Consider the following 17,210-nt stretch of genomic DNA (forward strand, 5'->3'; position numbering starts at 1 on the left):
GGGGAATTGGGGGTGGATGCGGGGGGATTTGCTTGATCCCCCCGATGGGCGCTGAGCTCAGGGCTTGTTGACTTCGCGCAGCAGGTCGGCGACCGGGAGGTTCATGGTGTTTGAGTAGTAGGGTTTGTAGCCCCAAGCGGTAATGACGACTTTGCAGGGGACCTGGAGCTTTCCGGACAACAGGCCATTCAACTCCTGAGTTGAAAGAAATTCCTGAGTTGAACCGTTATTTACGGTCTGCCTTAAAGTTGCACTCGTCACGTAGTTGTATTTCCCACCTGCCTTGTTGGCCTCATCTACATCAATCAGTCCGTACGCCGAATACCTGAAGCGGTTAGTGATAGAGAAGTCCTGATCGTCACCCAGCGCACATTTCAGAGTTGTCGAAGCGGCGCCTTCCCTCATTCCTCTCCCAAACAGATCCAAAAGATTTACATCAGAGCCGTAGTAAATTTCGTAATACAGGCCGTTGGGCTTTCTCTCTATCGCCAGAAAATTGAGATTTGCAGGCTGGACCGTATGGTTTTTAGCGCAGGCTGAACACAAGGTAATCAGTAGAAGTAAAAGAGCGTTTTTCATATCAGCAAACGTCCTTGTTGATAGCTTCAAACATAAGGTCACTGGCTGACTTTCCCTGAGCGATGGGCCTGGTGAACATCGCTGGGGCATTGGCGTGGTTCGTATCCATATTCACATTGACATTGGGTCCACTGACCACTTGCCACTTCTCTCCAAAGTCGGCTACCGAATCGGACTGATCGGGCCTCGAGGGTGTGGCTTTCATATTGATCCAATAATCGGCCACCGGCGTCGGTTTCTCTCCGTATATATCAGATCCCAGCCACACCAGAGTGCCCTCCCCCACAGGATCCAGCGTTACCAACATATTGATCCTGTATCCCCACTCGGACATGACACGGGTCAAGTGGGCTCCGTTCCATCCACCCAAACTATGGCCCACTATATAGATAGGGCAGGATTTATAAGGAATCAGGTTCAGAACATATTTCTGAATATCCTTCTTCCCCCGAACCTCGTTGTACCCAAGCCACTCGGATTTATACTTGCCCTCTTTTTCCAGCTTACCGTTTCGATCATCAAAGCCAGATTTAGCTTGGTTAACGTTTTCAAAGGGGCCGGAAAAGTAATAGCTCTCCTTGTCACCTGCCCCGCCGATAAAAAAAATAATCGCCTTGGTACTCTCCACCGGAACAGCCTTCACACTGACATCCTTCTTGTCCGTCAGCGTATGTTCCTTGTGCAGCTTGTAATTGTTGCCTTTCTCGCACGTAACCGTTTCCGCACTCATGCTTCATTCCTCCAGAAACAGTTTGATGGTTTCAAGAAGATGCGAACTGATCGTGTGGGTAAAACCGGCGGCGTCAGACACCCCGTGTTCCATCCGACCGTCCGCGCGCTGAATCATGTATGGATGATTCGGCATCGGTTCGCCGGTCGTGTCATTCACCAACTGCAACTTGTCAGTGAAGTGCACCGGCATTGGCAGCAGGCCGCTGAAGGGGGCGTTCACCACGGTATCGCCGATGATCACGGTGCCAGATCCACCGATGACCACATTCCCATGCCCACCGGTACTGTCCAGGGTGGCGGCGTTCAGGCCATTGATAAATACCGTCGAGGCAACGCCACCGGTGATCGGGCTGCCGCACGCCGACTTGTCGGTCATTCGTGCAGCGGGCAGCCCGTCGAAATTCACATTCGGCGAACCGCTGACAATCGAGTTGGTGCCATGCCCCGGCAACGGGCAGGCGGTCGGGTCTGTCACTCGGGCAGCGGGTTTTCCGCTCATGAAAAGCTCCTTGCGGTGTCGCGTCATCATCCGTGGGGCGCGCAGCATGAACAAAGTCCTTCCATTGATCAAACCCGATTGCAAAAAAACAGGCGCCTGAAAAGGCGCCTGTTTTTTATGGCCAGTAACCGATTGCGTTATCGCGATGGCGGCACCCGGATATCCCCCGCCCGGCACTGGGTTTTCACACCCTTGCCGCAGGCGCCGAATTGCAGGTCCTTGCCCATGCACACGCGCACTTCCGAGAGTTCCGGGCCGTTGCAGATCACGGCGATGCCGTCTGACGGGATGCCCGGATTGCTCCTGCGGAACAGGTCGGCAATTTCCTGCGCTTCGAAGTAATAAGAGCTACTGAACGGTTGCAGCTCTTGCGGGATGTTCACCGCCGCTACGGCCTTGTCCGCTTCCTCCAGATAGCCCATCGCGCCGAGGCCGCTGCAGGTGCCGTGTTTGCTCCATTCGTGGTCGAGGAGTTTTTTGGTCGGGAACAGCGTCAGGCCTTTGGCCGTTTCGGCGGCCGACAGGCTAGTCAGCGGCGGGCAGGACTCCGGCCAGCCGCCCTTGGCGTATTGCGGCCAGAGGCCATGCAGGACAAAACCGTAACCCTTCCCGGTGCATTGCGGGTCGTCCTTGTGGGTCAGGCAAAAGGTCGGCGACCAGGACAACGTCAGCAGGTAGTAATCGAATACCCCCGCCACCGATTCCGCCTTGCTGGCAGACGACTGGCGCGCCGAACTCAGGCCGATGCTACCGACCGTCAGCGCAATCAGCGCCATAATTGTAAAAAGCTTTTTCATGTTCCCGTTCCTTGGGACGCGTGCGTCCGTGGTTTCTGTGGTCTGACCGTCACTTGGTCAGGGGCTGATTGAGTCACGCTTGTGTTGCAGGCGCATGACGCAGGGCAAAACCTGCATTACTTTGAAAGGACTACGATGTTGTTGAACTCAACACAGGGAACCGACATGAGTAAAGCAGACGAACTCGCCGCGAAACTCAAACAAACCCGGCACACCCATGCTGACGAAATCACCTGCGCCGAACTGGAGATAGATTGCTGGCCGGCCCAGGTCTACGCCTTGTATCACCGCATCGAGGGCTGGTTGCAACCGGTCACCGAGGTAGGCCTGAAGATTCGGCGAAATCCTACCCATGTTTGCGAAAGTTCACCGGACGGCGAGACCCACGACTACGCCATCGACCAGTTGATCATCGAAGCCAACCACCACAGCCTGACATTCGACCCCATCGCCCGCTTCACCGAAGACGGCGCAGGGCGCGTGCAAATCGTCCTGCCGGGGCGCGAAGCATCGCTGCTGCGCACGGTTGATGAACACGGCGAAAGCCATTGGTGGTTGCAGACGCTCGAGACCGGGCAACAGCTGGATGCGATTGCGTTGACGGAAAACAACCTGCTGTTGGTAGTCCAGGAAGGGCTCGGTCTGTAGGTTGAACCTGACACAACTGTAATCCGCGCCTCAGCCAGCTGAAAGCTGCCGCTGGTTAGCCTCCCCGTCATTAGTCAAACGGGGACTTCCAGCGCATGCCTTCCACCACCTCAAGACGCACCTTCGTCAAAGGCCTCGCCGCCAGCGGTCTGCTCGGCGGCCTCGGCCTGTGGCGCGCGCCGGTCTGGGCCTTGAACAGCCCTGGCCAGGTGAACGAGTTAAGCGGCACCGACTTCGAGCTGTTCATCGGTGAAACCCCGGTCAACTTCACCGGCCAGCCCCGTACCGCCCTGACCATCAACGGCAGCCTGCCCGGCCCGCTGCTGCGCTGGCGCGAAGGCGACACCGTGACGCTGCGGGTGCGCAACCGGCTCAAGGACAGCACGTCGATCCACTGGCACGGCATTCTGCTGCCGGCCAACATGGACGGCGTGCCGGGCCTGAGTTTCAAGGGCATCGAGCCGGGTGGCGTGTACGTCTACCAGTTCAAGGTTCGCCAGCACGGCACCTACTGGTATCACAGCCATTCCGGCTTGCAGGAGCAGGCCGGGGTCTACGGGCCGTTGGTGATCGACGCCCGGGAACCGGAGCCCTTCCAGTACGACCGCGACTACGTGGTGATGCTCAGCGACTGGTCCGACGAAGACCCGGCCAGCCTGATGAAGACCCTGAAAAAACAGTCCGACTACTACAACTTCCACAAGCGCACCGTCGGCGATTTCATCCACGACGTCGGCGAAAAAGGCTGGGGCGCCACCGTCGCCGATCGCACGATGTGGGCGCAGATGAAGATGAATCCCACCGACATCGCCGACGTCAGCGGCGCCACGTACACCTTCCTGATGAACGGCCACGCCCCGGATGACAACTGGACCGGCCTGTTCCGCCCCGGCGAAAAGCTGCGGCTGCGGCTGATCAACGGTTCGGCCATGAGCTACTTCGACGTGCGCATTCCCGGATTGAAAATGACCGTGGTCGCCGCAGACGGCCTGCACGTCAAACCGGTCAGCGTCGACGAGTTGCGCATCGCCGTGGCGGAAACCTATGACGTGATCGTCGAACCCGCCGCCGACGCCTACACCCTGTTCGCCCAGGCCATGGACCGCACCGGCTACGCCCGTGGCACCCTCGCCACCCGCGCCGGTTTGTCGGCTCCGGTGCCGACGCTGGACCCACGCCCGCTGGTGACCATGGACGACATGGGTATGGGCGGCATGGATCATGGCTCGATGGACATGAGCGGTATGGATCACTCGAGCATGAACATGGGCCCGATGCAGGCGCACCCCGACAGCGAAAAGGACAACCCGCTGGTGGACATGCAAGCCATGACCACCGCGCCGAAACTCGACGACCCCGGCCTCGGCCTGCGCAACAACGGTCGCCGCGTGCTGACCTACGCCGACCTGCGCAGCCCCTTCGAAGACCCGGACGGCCGCGATCCGAGCCGCACCATAGAACTGCATCTCACAGGCCACATGGAGAAATTCGCCTGGTCGTTCAACGGCATCAAGTTCTCCGACGCCGAGCCGCTGCTGTTGAAGTACGGCGAGCGGATCCGCCTGGTGCTGGTCAACGACACGATGATGACCCACCCCATCCACCTGCACGGCATGTGGAGCGATCTGGAAGACGAAAACGGCAATTTCCAGGTGCGCAAACACACCATCGACATGCCGCCCGGCACCCGCCGCAGCTACCGCGTGACTGCCGATGCGCTTGGCCGTTGGGCCTATCACTGCCATCTCCTGTACCACATGGAAATGGGCATGTTCCGCGAAGTGCGGGTGGAAGAATGAGGACGCCGACCATGACTCGATTTGCCGCGTTTTCGTTGTCACTCCTGTCGATGGCCCAAGCCTTCGCCGCCAGCGACATGCAGGGCATGGATCACAGCCGGATGGCTGATATGCAAGGCATGGATCACAGTCAAATGACCGACATGCAAAGCATGGACGACGGCATGATGCAGCCCGCCGCGCCGACCGAAAGCCGCACGCCGATCCCGGCACTGACCGACGCCGACCGCGCCGCCGTGTTCACCAGCCACGCCGGGCATCAGGTCCACGACAGCGCCATCAACACGTACTTCCTCGCCGACAAACTCGAATGGCAGAACGCCGACGACGCCAGCACCCTGGCCTGGGATTTGTCCGGCTGGATTGGCGGCGACATCGATCGGCTGTGGTTGCGCTCCGAGGGCGAGCGCAGCAACGGCAAGACCGAAGACGCGGAAGTCCAGGCGCTGTGGGGCCACGCGATTTCGCCGTGGTGGGACGTGGTCACTGGCGTGCGCCAGGACTTCAAACCCGGCGCCCCGCAAACCTGGGCCGCGTTCGGTCTGCAGGGGATGGCGCTGTACAACTTCGAAGCCGAAGCCACGGCGTTCCTCGGCGAAAACGGCCAGAGCGCGGTGCGGCTGGAGGGCGACTACGACATCCTGCTGACCAATCGCCTGATCCTGCAGCCGACCGCCGAACTCAACGTCTACGGCAAAAACGACCCGCAACGCGGGATCGGCTCGGGCCTCGCGAACACCGAAGCCGGGCTGCGCCTGCGCTATGAAATCCGCCGCGAATTCGCGCCCTACATCGGCGTGACCTGGAACCGCACCTACGGCCATACCGCCGATTACGCACGGGAAGAAGGCGAGGATCGCAGTGAAGCGCGACTCGTCCTCGGCGTGCGGCTGTGGTTCTGAATCCCATCAAAAAACAACACCGAGGTCTTGCATGCGCACATTGAAAATCTCCCTCGTCCTCGCCAGCGGTTTGCTCCTGAGCACCCTGGCCCAGGCCCATCCGAAACTGCTGTCGTCGACCCCGGCCGAAGGTGCCGACGGCGCGGCGCCCGGCAAGATCGAACTGCGTTTTTCGGAGGATCTGCTGACCCAGTTCTCCGGCGCCAAACTGGTGATGACCGAAATGCCCGGCATGGCCCACTCGCCGATGCCGATGAAGGCCAAAGTCAGCGCCGGCAGCGACCCGAAAACCATGCTGGTCACCCCGCTCGCACCGCTACCCGCCGGCACGTACAAGGTCGAATGGCGCGCAGTGTCGTCGGACACGCACCCGATCACCGGCAACGTCACGTTCAAAGTGAAGTGAGCGATGGCTGAACTGATCAACATCCTCCTGCGTCTGGCGTTGTATGTGGATTTGCTGCTGTTGTTCGGGCTGGCGTTGTTCGGGCTGTACAGCGTTGAAGCGGTGCTGCGGTTTCGGCCGATGCTGCGCGGGATGGCGTTGATCGGGGCACTGCTGTCAGCAGCGGGACTGGTGCTGATGACCCGCGCCATGAGTGGCGAAACGGAGTTCGCGGCGCTGTGGCCACACCTGCAAATGATGGTGCTGGAAACCGACGTCGGGCTGGCGTGGACGCTGCGGATGATTGCGCTGATCGCCGTGGTGATCTGGCCGGGATTGTGGCTGGCATCGATGGCCGGCGCCGTCGCCCTCGCCTCCCTGGCCTGGAGCGGACACGGGGCGATGGATAACGCGTGGCATCTGCTCAGCGACATCCTGCACCTGCTCGCGGCGGGTGCGTGGCTGGGCGCCATGCTCGCGTTGATCTTGATGGCGCGGCTCGACGCATTGTGCAGCGAGGCGCGCATTCGTTCGCTGGCGGATTCCGTCAAACGCTTCGAAGGCGTCGGCGCGGCGATTGTGCTCATCCTCTCGGTGACCGGCGTGGCGAATTACCTATTCATCGTCGGCCCGACACTGGGCGAAATCCTGCTCGGCAGCTACGGGATTCTGCTGGCGATCAAGGTTGTGTTGTTCGGGGGCATGCTGGTGCTGGCCGCGTTGAACCGCTTCCACCTCGGGCCGTTGCTCGAACAATCGTTGCGCGCCGGGCAGCATCAAGTGGCGGCCAACGCCTTGCGTCGCAGCGTGGCATCGGAGCTGGTGATTGCGCTGTTGATCTTGGGACTGGTGGCGTGGCTGGGCACGTTGAGCCCGGAACCGGGGTGACACCCGGCAAACCCATTCACTACACTGGCCCGCACTCCCACTGCACAAGCCAGATCCCCATGACAATTCGAAAAAGCACGATGATCTTCTGCGGCCTGCTGGCCATGGCCGGCGCCGCCCAGGCACAAGAATCGGCCTCGCACCTCGACACCATCCAGCAACAAGGCCAGTTGCGCGTCTGCACCACTGGCGACTACAAGCCCTACACCTTCAAACGCCCGGACGGCGGATTCGAAGGCATCGACATCGCCATGGCGCAAACCCTGGCCGACAGCCTCGGTGTCAAGGTCGAATGGGTGCAAACCACCTGGAAAACCCTGATGCCGGACATGCAGGCCGGCAAATGCGACATCGGCGTCGGCGGCATCTCGGTGACCCTGGAACGTCAGAAAAAAGCCTTCTTCAGCAACACCCTCGACGTCGACGGCAAGATCCCGCTGGTGCGCTGCGCCGACCAGTCCAAATACCAGACCATCGAGCAGATCAACCAACCGAACGTGCGCCTGGTCGAACCCGCCGGCGGCACCAACGAAGCCTTCGTCCACGCCTTCCTGCCCAAGGCGCAACTGGCGTTGCACGACAACGTGACCATCTTCGAACAACTGCTCGACAACAAGGCCGACGTGATGATCACCGACGCCTCCGAAGCCCTCTACCAACAGAAACTCAAACCCGGCCTGTGCGCCGTCAACCCGAGCCAGTTCATGCAATACGGCGAAAAAGCCTACCTGCTGCCGCGCGACGACATCAGCTGGAAACTCTACGTCGACCAGTGGCTGCACCTGAGCAAAGTCACCGGCAAATACCAGAAAGTCCTGAGCGAATGGATCGCCGTACCCGCGGCCCAGTAACCCTCAGTCGTCATGCATCAGGCCGGAGCTGTACTGGTTGAAACTGTTACCGATATTGCTCCCGCCGAACTTCAACGTATTCACGTTCCGCGCCTCCGGCGACTGACAGTCGCTGGAGAAACAACTGGTGGTGGTCAAGCCACCGGCGCCGGAACAGGCGCTTAGAAACGAGATGGTTGCGACGAGCAAAAGCGCTTTGAGTGGATTGTTCATGGTGTGTGGCGCTCGGGTGGGGTCGGGATCTAGTGGATGGATCGTAGGCCTGCGCGGGTGGCGGGAAGATGAAACTTGCGGGGATTTCAGCGGGGGTTCAGGTTCGGCCTTTCACAAAGGTTTACATCGGCTTTCCAGTTCGCTCGGTATAGTTTTTTGCAACTTGAGCAACCCAGAGAACCCGCAATGCCGTCGACCAGCCACTTGGTAAATCCTGACCTGATAAAGATTCGACGGCTGTTCACAACGCCCCTCGCCAGCATCCAGTACCCCGATGCCGCAAAACTTAATTCCCAACTGAAAACCATCATCACAGCCCGCATGGCGCAAGATCGCAGCGGCGCCCAGCGCAGCAACGACGGCGGCTGGCAGTCCGCGAACGACTTCCATGAATGGGGCGAAGAAGCCAGCGACGCCCTGGTGAAATTCGCCAAAGCGTTCGCCGTGCAAATGACGGCAGTGCACAGCGAACAATTCGGACTGACCGAACCGAGTTTCGAATGGAAACTCAACGCATGGGCCAACGTAAATACCGCCGGCCACAGCAACGCCCTCCACGGACATCCGGGCGCCTTCTGGTCAGGCGTCTACTGGGTGGACGCCGGCGGCCGAGAAGACGACCCGACCGTCGGCGGCGACCTGGAATTCGCCGACCCACGCGGCATGGTCGCTTCCACCTACAACCCCGCACTGCGAATGCGCGTCGAAGACTGCATAACCGCCGGCTTCAGCAGCACCTGCGCCGCCAGCAGCGGCACCTTCATCATGTTTCCGTCTTGGTTGATGCACTCGGTTCGACGGTTTGAAGGGACGAGACCACGGATTTCGATTGCGTTTAATTTTGGTGCCTGAGCCGCAGAAAATCAGCCCTCCGCGACAGAGGGCCGCAACGACCTACTTCGGCTCGACGTTATCCAACGCCTGATTCACCGCCAACGACCCCAACATCACCAACTGCGCAATGCCGATGGCAGTTTTGCGGTGGGCGGGTTCCAGGGTAGCGGCGAAGTTATTGAGCATTTCGGAGGCTGATCCCAAGGATTCGCTGGCGTTGGCAAGCAGGGATTCGGTGTCGTAGGCCGGGTTGGCGAAGTACATCGGGTCATGTTGGGTGTGGCTGCCCATGATCCGTTGCTGTGGGGTGAGGTAGTGATCGAGGGCGCGCTCGGCGGCTTCGTTCAGGGTTCGTGAATCGGGGAATTTGTAGGGGGAAACTGGATCGGTTTCTGGTGGGTTGGGTGTTGGTTTGAACATGGATGAAACTCCTAACACTTTTAGTGAAGGCTTCACCCTTTCGCTACCAAACGAAGGGTGGCGGCCATGAACAGGTTGGTAGACCGGGTGTTAGGTGCCGGCGCGCCCGAAGACGCCCTGTACATGACCACCATAGACCCCGGTCGAAAGCACAACCGGAGACGATGACGCTGTACATCTAACACACGGGCTACCAAACCCGATCACTGGTTTTCAGTGACCCGAGAACGATAAAAGCCACGGGCTAGACGCACAAGCCGGCGGATTCTGTCTTAGGTGTAGGGGGTGGCGCAAGGATGCGTAGGGCCTGGATGACGTCGATAGTATTCAATTAAACGATCTAGCGTTGCTGTTTAAAGCAAGCTCAAGGAGTAGTGACTAGCCATGCGCTACGGGTAGCGCAGCGCGTCGGGCCAATGATGGATTGGGCGTAGCCCCTCGCTTGCACCCCAGCCAGCCTAGCTTATCCCCCAAGCAGATCTTGCTTTGTAGCAATTTCTAAGCATGCACCAACTACCACCCACCCAGGGCATTATCGGTACAATGCGTTGCTTTTTTGAAACACGTTGGTTGGTACACAGATCGGTACGCGGTACAGATCGCCGTAAATGGTGGGGCGGCCCGGCGAACCACGCCTAGCCTAACCTGCAGGGGACAGTCGCAGTGGCTGTCCCTTAATGAACCTCGTAACAGCCGTCCTTAGTGCATTCGCCGAAGTTAACGTGGTCACCTTGCTTTCTGAGAAGGCAGTCGGCTTTGCCCGCGTCGCCACTGAGTTGGCTCTTGCAGTTAGTGCAACTCGATTGGCCGTTTATGGTCTCTTTCGATCCGATGATGCAATACGAGTTGCTTTCAAAAAGGCCCGCAGGAGCAGGAGCTGGAACAGGGTCGGCTTGGCAGGCGGAAAGCAATAGCAGGCTAAGGAGAGCAATCGTCTTTCTCATTGCCAACCACCAGTTTGTGTAATCGCCACAATCTCCGGCAGCAGGCACTTGATCATGTCTCCGAAAATCTTTTTGAGACCGCTAGTAATTGCGCCCTTAAAGGTTTCATAAGCAACGGTGAAGTTCTCCGTGGCGTAGAACACGATAGCCGCCAATAAAGCTGAAGCAACGATTACCTCGACAACGACCTTCTTTGTGTACTCATCGAAATTCTGGGGAGCATGCGCCAGCAATGCATAGAGCACGATGGTCGCCATGCGATAGCGCAGCACTGGGTACGTCAGCGTGATGTGAACGCAGCCGATCTTGAAAGTAGCCGTTTTCCACTCGATCTTGATTTGCGGGTAGCTGAATATTTCAGCGATTTTGATTGGATCCTCTCGCGTCAACATCCCGCAATCTGCGGGACCGTTTAGGACCACTACACCCTCGTAGACCTTGTCAACTGTAGCGGAATCGTTGGGGTCAGTCGCTTCTACTTCGCGTACTGGATCTCTTGAAGCTATTGGGGGCGTTACGTCCGGCCCAAGCTCCGTCACTACGGTGCGATACCCGCCGTTCTCAAGGGTCTGGCACATATCGGCATTATTAATCTTCGATTTGGAATTCAGCTCGGTGTTTCCACACTGCCCATTTTTTGATGCCTCCCAGTCTGTTGGCTTCGCCTGCTTTAACGTGCCACGGTTTGCCTTAGTGATGACATAGAACACGCTCACTAGGTATTGGTCACGCCTTATCGGGTTCATTGCCCGAGTAGCCAGCTGGTCAGCGATCTCGTCCGCGCTCTGTTTCAGAGGGTTGAAGGTGGCCAAAATCGCCTGCATGTCGCTGATGATTGAGTCATCACCTTTCCTAACGAATAGTTGTGCATACAACTGAACTGTGACGTCGTAGCTGACCGGAACGGCTTTGATGCTCGAACTGATTAGCGACTGCCTTTCAAATACGTCGAAACGACATGCCACCTCCCCAACCAGCTCAGTCAGCGGATTTTTGTCCACATCGAGAAAAGGACCGAGTGATTTCTGTGCGGCTGGACCTGGCACAAGAACGAGATCGGGATCGTCGGCTCCCGGAGCGGGCGAGTTATAGATTAGGTTGTCCCGATCTTTCAAAAACCTACGAATGTTCGGGACAGAAAAATCCGCGTTGCACTGGAAGTTAAAGGCCATGAGAACTCTCCGCTTTCGTTTTTGATGGAGCGGGCGTTTCGAATACATGACTGCGGGGCACCAGGTCCCGCATTGACAGGCTGAAGCATAGGTTGAATTTCAGCAGAGTGTAGTGAACAGCCTAAAACTGGCTAAATCGGGCTATTGAGAACAGTCCGATCTTGTGTCTTCGATCAGCAGCCACTAGTCGCCCATACCTTTCCCAAGGCCAGCAATGGGTCGTGAACAGGCGCTCGGGACGGAAAGCATGGGTAGGGATTCGAACTCCTTCGATCCTCCTCCTATACCGCTGTAGACCGCTAAAAACGGCTATCTAACAACATTTAAGAGGCATGCTGCGGCCTATAGCGGCTCTGGATTTGCCCTAAATATGCCCTAAACCCGCGCCGAGTTCGCAGCACCATAGCCGCGTCCGATCCAAAATTTTTGATGCTCAAGTAGACCCGCCCTGCTGAAGAGCATGAACCTCATCAAGTAAATTGGGGTGTCTACCCAAATAACGGATCATCGCATCACTCATTTTTTTGACCTCACTGGTAGCGTATGGTCCCCAAGCCGCTACCTGGCGCGCATCAAATCCTTCATTTGCTTCGAACCGCATCTGAATTGCTGACCTGGTCAAATTGACGTTGCGCTTCAGCGATAGGAACGCATCCGCAACCTTTGAATCATCGAGGCGGACATACTCAATTTCTTTTAGATCCTCAAGGGCTATTTCCAACAGGTTTGAGTGATATTTCAGCATCGGAATGGTGGGCGCACCCTCCAAGATATAATCACTTGCCCCTACAATCACCTCGCTCGCATAGACAGCCACTCCATAAGCTTTCTGCATGTAATCGTATCCTTCAAAGAGCTTGTCCTCCTTTTGCTGCGATACGCCTCGTTGTGCAATCGCGACTGCGGCCAAAATCGCACCTATACTTCCTAATGCTTGCACCCAAGCAGTCATACCCTCAGTCGACCCGACGGCTTTTAGGACTACCCAGAGCCCCCAACCCAAAACGCCTATTGAGACAAAGCCCCATACCACCCATACAGAAGCCCGCTTCATGCGTTCAGGGATTAATAACCCTTTCATTGTCGAATAGCTCTATGGTGAAAACTCGAAGCTTGACTGGATTTGAACAGCCGGTCTAGCGCGGAACCCTGCACACTCCGATTGTGTTGGAGTGATTCAGCTTTTGGGCCCCTGCCCTCCGTGTTTACTGGGTTAAAGCGCCCATTTGACACCCATGCATTTATGCAAGATTGGCACTGAGTGGCATTGTTTGGCGTACGATTTGCCCCATTTTTGCCCCACGACAGCCGGGCGCTCATTGAGCGTCAGAGCAGACGTCCCCATCGACGGATTTCACTTCTCGCCCTATTGCAGAACCGCCTTTCTGAAATTAGTATCGGTTCCATTCCAAGGTGTAAGCCCGCCAAGTCTCACGAGGACGATTCTGGGCAGATCTTCATCTTCTCCAGATCGATTTCTGGGTTGCTTTGAATCAGCCGGGAACTCAACTTCAAATACTGATTTGGGTACCGACCAATGTTAAAGCACCTCGCGGACTGCTTAAGAATTATTGCAACATCGCCACAGCTACGACTTCTCTTGTTCCCCATATCATTCTCTATTCCAATCTTATCTTTTGCTGTGCTGATCTGGGTGTATCACATTAATTAGCCACAAGCACGCAGCTGCTTTTCGCCGATTGCTGAGGCTTTCGGTAAAGGCAGCGACTGGATTATTAATGTAGGGAAAGGATAGGGATAGAAATTCTAACCACTTCTAGCATTCTAGCTGTTCGCAGTGTAGAAGTAATGCGTTCGGCACCATCTGAAGGGTTCTCGCGGCGTATACCGCTTTTAATTCTACATTAAATAATTAGCCCACAACGTAGATACAAAAACCCCTACCCAATCAAGCAACCATAAAAACCAAAACTTAGCAGAACCAGCTACAGATAACAAAAAATCATACAACGGCGGCGTCTTCAATATATAAACATAAAAAGTCACAAAAAACAGAATACTGGCCAACCCCAGAATAACCTTAGATACTCTGATATTAAAAATACAGGACGCCTTGAGGGCTGTAAAAATCGACTCAACCTCATTAAATATTCGCGGCAACTCCACCTTAAATCGCTTTTCCTTCGATTCTATCTCCGACTTAATAGATGTCAACGCAACCAACTGACTCAATATCAACCAAACAATTATCAAGGTAAAAAAAGCAGCGGAAAAAATTATCGAAGCGTTGATTAAAATATAGTTCTGCTCGCCCACGTTTTTCAGCTGACTAGTGGCCAATATCGTGGACACTGGAATTGCTAGCAGTTTACCCTGTATTCCTGATAGTAATGCGTTTAGCTTTACATTGAACTCGCGCTTTTGCTCATAAAGCTTCTCTTGATCATTCTGAAAAGAAAAACTAGCCACAAACAAGTCATAATTATTACGCGCAACTAGCACAATTTCTAATGCATGCTTAAGAAGATGCCGCAGACGCATTTCTAAATCGCACGAACGCATGGCCTCAGCTATGGCATTACGCACTATCCGCTCTTTTTCACTGGAATGAATGCTATCGCTAAATAACTCACCTAAGACCTTAAGCGCTTCCTGAATTTCCATTGGCACACTTTCCAAGTAACCAGATTCTGATTTGAAAGGTATGCATGTTTTCCCATTATGGGTTCGCACTACGTAATTTCTACCACTTCCATCACGCTCAGTTATATGGTGCTGGTCAAGTGATATAACAAATTTGTTAGCAAAAATTAATCTTTCTATTACTGCAGGATATTCCGCCCCGCTTGCGTCCCAAGACTTATAAAATGGTTCTGCAAATGCATAGTTTTCAGGCAAAGCATGCAAATTATAGAAATGGAGCAGATCGTTCGGACTCCGAACCAGACAACAGTGAGCACCTTTTGGCAAGTCTATAGAAACTTCAAATATATCAATGCTGTTCAAATCCGCAACATGCTGACCTTTTTTCTTAAGGCTCACTTCCGTATGAGGACTATCAATAAGCGCCTTGATCAGAACAACCGCTTTCTGACTGAAAGCCTGCTCGCAAACTATACAAGATGGGTGCCACTCAAACGCGGCCAAGTCCAATAGCTCTAATATTCTATCGATGTCTTTCAGTTCTTCTGAGCTAGTCATTTTATTGGTATAAGTTTCAAAGTTGCAGCAGGAGCTTCGGCGATTTCTATGTTGCCATTATCATTTTGAAAAATCAGACCATCCTCGATTGCAGATTGCTCAAAGGACAATGTGTATTGCTTCTTTGGCCCAATGACCTTGTACTTCATCAATGATTTCAAAAACTGAGTAACTGGAACAAATTCGGCTGGTATCTCCAACTTGTTCACTTTCAGATATTCAATGAATTTCTCAGGCGCATCCGGCTCAATCAAATTGGCTACAGCACTTAAGGTTATTGCGAGGCTATTAGCGGCTTGACTTTCAGCCCAATCCTGTATTGCTCTTCTTGCTGCTAATGCACCGTCCTCATCTTTGAAGGATTCACAATAGCTTTTAACCGCCGCGACAATCTCCTTGGTGTGTTTCGATGGATCGTGATACTGGGACTCATCGATATTCAAAAGGCTTTTGAAATAACCTACTACTGTATCGAGCCGGTTTTTTCCTTTTAGAAAAGCGACGTGTCGCTCACGCTCAACCTCTTCTTTTGACAACCAACGCCCGACATGAATATCAGCGGCAAAATGTAGCTTATCTGTTCCGAGAGTAACGACCTCTTCAAGCTCCATCGCTGCATTAATACCGATACCTTTCTGGTCCTTTATAAGAACAAGCATTAAATGCCGCTCTTCCTCTATTATGTAATCTATAATCGTCAAGTAGCCGCCAGTGGAGAGTGGAGCTTCTTCCATTTTATCAGCGAGCTTTTCCATCATCATTATAGAATAATCATAGAAAACCGAGTTATCCTCTGGCTTCGCCGTATCACCTAAGTACTTGCGTGTTTTAGTTTCGAACCAGCTATCCGTTTCGATACCTGCAAAAGCAACACTTGCTTCACCGTTGAAACTCTTAAGAATGCTCGCAGCCAGCGTATTGACTTTCTCATCAGGTAAGACCATAGCTTCATGCCTTGGCGATGTCCGCACCAGCTTCTGGCCCTGTACGCTAATAAGCTTGTGAAAAACGAAACGCTGCACGATAGGATTAATGTCCTGCGTGCTTGATTCTGGTTTTTTTTCAGTAGCCATTTGAATTCACGTTCCCTGTTCTTTTTGTAGAGGCATTGACGAAAACTAACCATTTATAGCTCATATCTAGCTGATTGCTATCATTAGCTGCATGTCACTGACCAAAGCTGATCGAGTCTGGTTGTATAGCTTTGGCTCATCATTTCCCGCCGCATGCCCCAATCTGGGTTGCTCGGCACACTCGCGGACCGGAGCGTCCCCCTACCCCACCGTCCATTGATCTCGTCCAACACCGCCATCACCCTTGTTGCCTCAGCGGGCTGAGAAATGGCGAACAGATCGTCCGTGTATTCACCCGGCTGGCATAGATTCAGCAATAGGACTTCCGCCTTGCTGTAACTGAATCCAGGACGGAATACGCGATCAAGTGCATCGACCGCTGCCGTCGTTAACAGCCGAACGTCATCCGTTGGGTACGGTAGATCGATCACTACACCGTTTGCGTATTTAGCCTCATCGGGGTTGAACATGCCGGTGCGAATGCTGACGCGGATCTTCTTGCACAGTGACTTCTGCGCCCGGAGTTTTTCCGATGCCCGCATCATGTAGGTTGCCACTGCCTCTTTGATCGGAGGCTGCTCCTTAAGCCTTTTGCCGAACATCCGGCTGCAGCAGATCTCTTGCTTGGGCGGGTCCGGCTCGTCCAGCTCCAGGCACGGCGTGCCGGCCAGCTCACGGTCGGTTTTCTCTATCACCACGCTGAAGTTTTTTCTCAACGCCCACGGGTCTGCTTTGGCAAGATCCATCGCAGTCTTGATGCCCATGCCATCCAGGTGCAGTTTCATGCGCTGCCCCACTCCCCAGACCTCAGCCACGTCCGTGTTGCGTAGCACCCAGTCGCGCTTGACCGGGTCGCAGATGTTTACGACGCCACCGGTTTGCGCCTGCAGGCGTTTGGCAGTGTGGTTAGCCAGCTTTGCCAGGGTCTTGGTGCGCGCGATGCCGACACCGACGGGGATGCCCGTGCAGCGCAGCACCTGGCTGCGGATCTTGCGGCCGAGGCCGTCCACGTCTTTGATGCCGGTGAGGTCGACGAAGGCTTCGTCGATGCTGTAGACCTCGACGGCCGGCACCATCGACTCGATCAACGTCATCACACGTTCGCTCATGTCGCCGTATAGCGCGTAGTTCGAGGAGAACGGGACAATGCCGAAGAAATGGCGAGAAATGGGGACGGCGAGAAATGGGGACTGATTTATTTACCAGCCTCAAGACCTGCCAGCCCGCTCTTCCGATGCTCCCAAGCCCCACCTCCTCAATCCTGATAAACTCCCCCACCTCCCAGCCACACCGATTCCGTACCCCCAATGCC

The 17,210-nt window shown here is 55.2% G+C and carries 17 protein-coding genes and 1 pseudogene; 7 read left to right on the forward strand and 11 right to left on the reverse strand.

From position 1 onward, the window contains the following. Positions 1 to 57: 57 nt before the first annotated feature. From AC07XZ_RS28715 to AC07XZ_RS28730, 4 genes are all read right to left on the reverse strand, one after another. A complete protein-coding gene (locus AC07XZ_RS28715; RefSeq protein ID WP_085613158.1) occupies positions 58 to 579 on the reverse strand; it encodes a hypothetical protein in 522 nt (173 codons plus the stop codon). A gap of 1 nt (position 580) precedes the next feature. Then, positions 581 to 1,309, reverse strand: a complete 729-nt coding sequence (locus tag AC07XZ_RS28720) for an alpha/beta hydrolase (protein ID WP_102688653.1) — start codon at positions 1,307 to 1,309, stop codon at positions 581 to 583. A 3-nt stretch (positions 1,310 to 1,312) separates the two neighbouring features. Further along, a complete protein-coding gene (locus tag AC07XZ_RS28725; RefSeq protein WP_102688652.1) occupies positions 1,313 to 1,810 on the reverse strand; it encodes a PAAR domain-containing protein in 498 nt (165 codons plus the stop codon). A 137-nt stretch (positions 1,811 to 1,947) separates the two neighbouring features. Next, positions 1,948 to 2,607, reverse strand: coding sequence for a ribonuclease T2 (locus tag AC07XZ_RS28730; protein ID WP_102688651.1), 660 nt, complete (start codon positions 2,605 to 2,607; stop codon positions 1,948 to 1,950). A 165-nt stretch (positions 2,608 to 2,772) separates the two neighbouring features. On the opposite strand from AC07XZ_RS28730, the gene AC07XZ_RS28735 reads away from it, so the two are divergent. The 6 genes from AC07XZ_RS28735 (at position 2,773) to AC07XZ_RS28760 (ending at position 8,080) form a co-directional block, all read left to right on the forward strand. Further along, positions 2,773 to 3,255 (forward strand): hypothetical protein, encoded by a 483-nt coding sequence (locus AC07XZ_RS28735; RefSeq protein WP_041475362.1) that lies wholly within the window; start codon positions 2,773 to 2,775, stop codon positions 3,253 to 3,255. A gap of 95 nt (positions 3,256 to 3,350) precedes the next feature. Continuing rightward, on the forward strand, positions 3,351 to 5,054 hold the full coding sequence (locus AC07XZ_RS28740; RefSeq protein ID WP_102688650.1) for a copper resistance system multicopper oxidase: 1,704 nt from the start codon (positions 3,351 to 3,353) through the stop codon (positions 5,052 to 5,054). A gap of 11 nt (positions 5,055 to 5,065) precedes the next feature. Then, positions 5,066 to 5,956: a copper resistance protein B gene (locus tag AC07XZ_RS28745; protein ID WP_102688649.1), complete on the forward strand. Its 891-nt coding sequence runs from the start codon at positions 5,066 to 5,068 to the stop codon at positions 5,954 to 5,956. A 31-nt stretch (positions 5,957 to 5,987) separates the two neighbouring features. Beyond that, positions 5,988 to 6,362 carry a copper homeostasis periplasmic binding protein CopC gene (gene copC, locus AC07XZ_RS28750; RefSeq protein ID WP_011335143.1) on the forward strand — a complete coding sequence of 125 codons (375 nt, stop codon included), beginning with the start codon at positions 5,988 to 5,990 and terminating at the stop codon, positions 6,360 to 6,362. Between the two features lie 3 nt (positions 6,363 to 6,365). Further along, positions 6,366 to 7,229 (forward strand): copper homeostasis membrane protein CopD, encoded by an 864-nt coding sequence (gene copD, locus AC07XZ_RS28755; protein WP_102688648.1) that lies wholly within the window; start codon positions 6,366 to 6,368, stop codon positions 7,227 to 7,229. 59 nt (positions 7,230 to 7,288) lie between these two features. Then, complete coding sequence (locus AC07XZ_RS28760; RefSeq protein WP_173892857.1) at positions 7,289 to 8,080, forward strand: transporter substrate-binding domain-containing protein; 792 nt, start codon at positions 7,289 to 7,291, stop codon at positions 8,078 to 8,080. A gap of 3 nt (positions 8,081 to 8,083) precedes the next feature. On the opposite strand, the gene AC07XZ_RS28765 is transcribed toward AC07XZ_RS28760, so the two are convergent. After that, complete coding sequence (locus tag AC07XZ_RS28765) at positions 8,084 to 8,293, reverse strand: hypothetical protein (protein WP_039770310.1); 210 nt, start codon at positions 8,291 to 8,293, stop codon at positions 8,084 to 8,086. A 186-nt stretch (positions 8,294 to 8,479) separates the two neighbouring features. Here AC07XZ_RS28765 and AC07XZ_RS28770 point away from each other — a divergent pair, with 186 nt between their 5' ends. After that, positions 8,480 to 9,145, forward strand: a complete 666-nt coding sequence (locus tag AC07XZ_RS28770; protein ID WP_102688646.1) for a TIGR02466 family protein — start codon at positions 8,480 to 8,482, stop codon at positions 9,143 to 9,145. A gap of 42 nt (positions 9,146 to 9,187) precedes the next feature. Here the strand turns inward: AC07XZ_RS28770 and AC07XZ_RS28775 are convergent, their stop codons facing one another. From AC07XZ_RS28775 to AC07XZ_RS28800, 6 genes and pseudogenes are all read right to left on the reverse strand, one after another. After that, positions 9,188 to 9,547: a DUF6124 family protein gene (locus AC07XZ_RS28775; RefSeq protein ID WP_007955862.1), complete on the reverse strand. Its 360-nt coding sequence runs from the start codon at positions 9,545 to 9,547 to the stop codon at positions 9,188 to 9,190. Between the two features lie 940 nt (positions 9,548 to 10,487). After that, positions 10,488 to 11,663: a hypothetical protein gene (locus AC07XZ_RS28780; protein WP_102688645.1), complete on the reverse strand. Its 1,176-nt coding sequence runs from the start codon at positions 11,661 to 11,663 to the stop codon at positions 10,488 to 10,490. A gap of 433 nt (positions 11,664 to 12,096) precedes the next feature. Next, on the reverse strand, positions 12,097 to 12,744 hold the full coding sequence (locus AC07XZ_RS28785; protein WP_102688644.1) for a hypothetical protein: 648 nt from the start codon (positions 12,742 to 12,744) through the stop codon (positions 12,097 to 12,099). Between the two features lie 779 nt (positions 12,745 to 13,523). Continuing rightward, a complete protein-coding gene (locus tag AC07XZ_RS28790; protein WP_146024045.1) occupies positions 13,524 to 14,825 on the reverse strand; it encodes a hypothetical protein in 1,302 nt (433 codons plus the stop codon). Then, entirely contained in the window at positions 14,822 to 15,898 is a 1,077-nt protein-coding gene (locus AC07XZ_RS28795; RefSeq protein WP_102688641.1) for a nucleoid-associated protein, read from the reverse strand. The genes AC07XZ_RS28790 and AC07XZ_RS28795 overlap by 4 nt, the downstream gene beginning before the upstream one ends. A gap of 83 nt (positions 15,899 to 15,981) precedes the next feature. Then, positions 15,982 to 17,052 (reverse strand): annotated as a pseudogene (locus AC07XZ_RS28800) (DUF4113 domain-containing protein); the annotation flags it as partial. Positions 17,053 to 17,210: the final 158 nt, after the last annotated feature.

It is taken from the genome of Pseudomonas sp. GW458-11-26-14-LB4, from assembly GCF_059423925.1.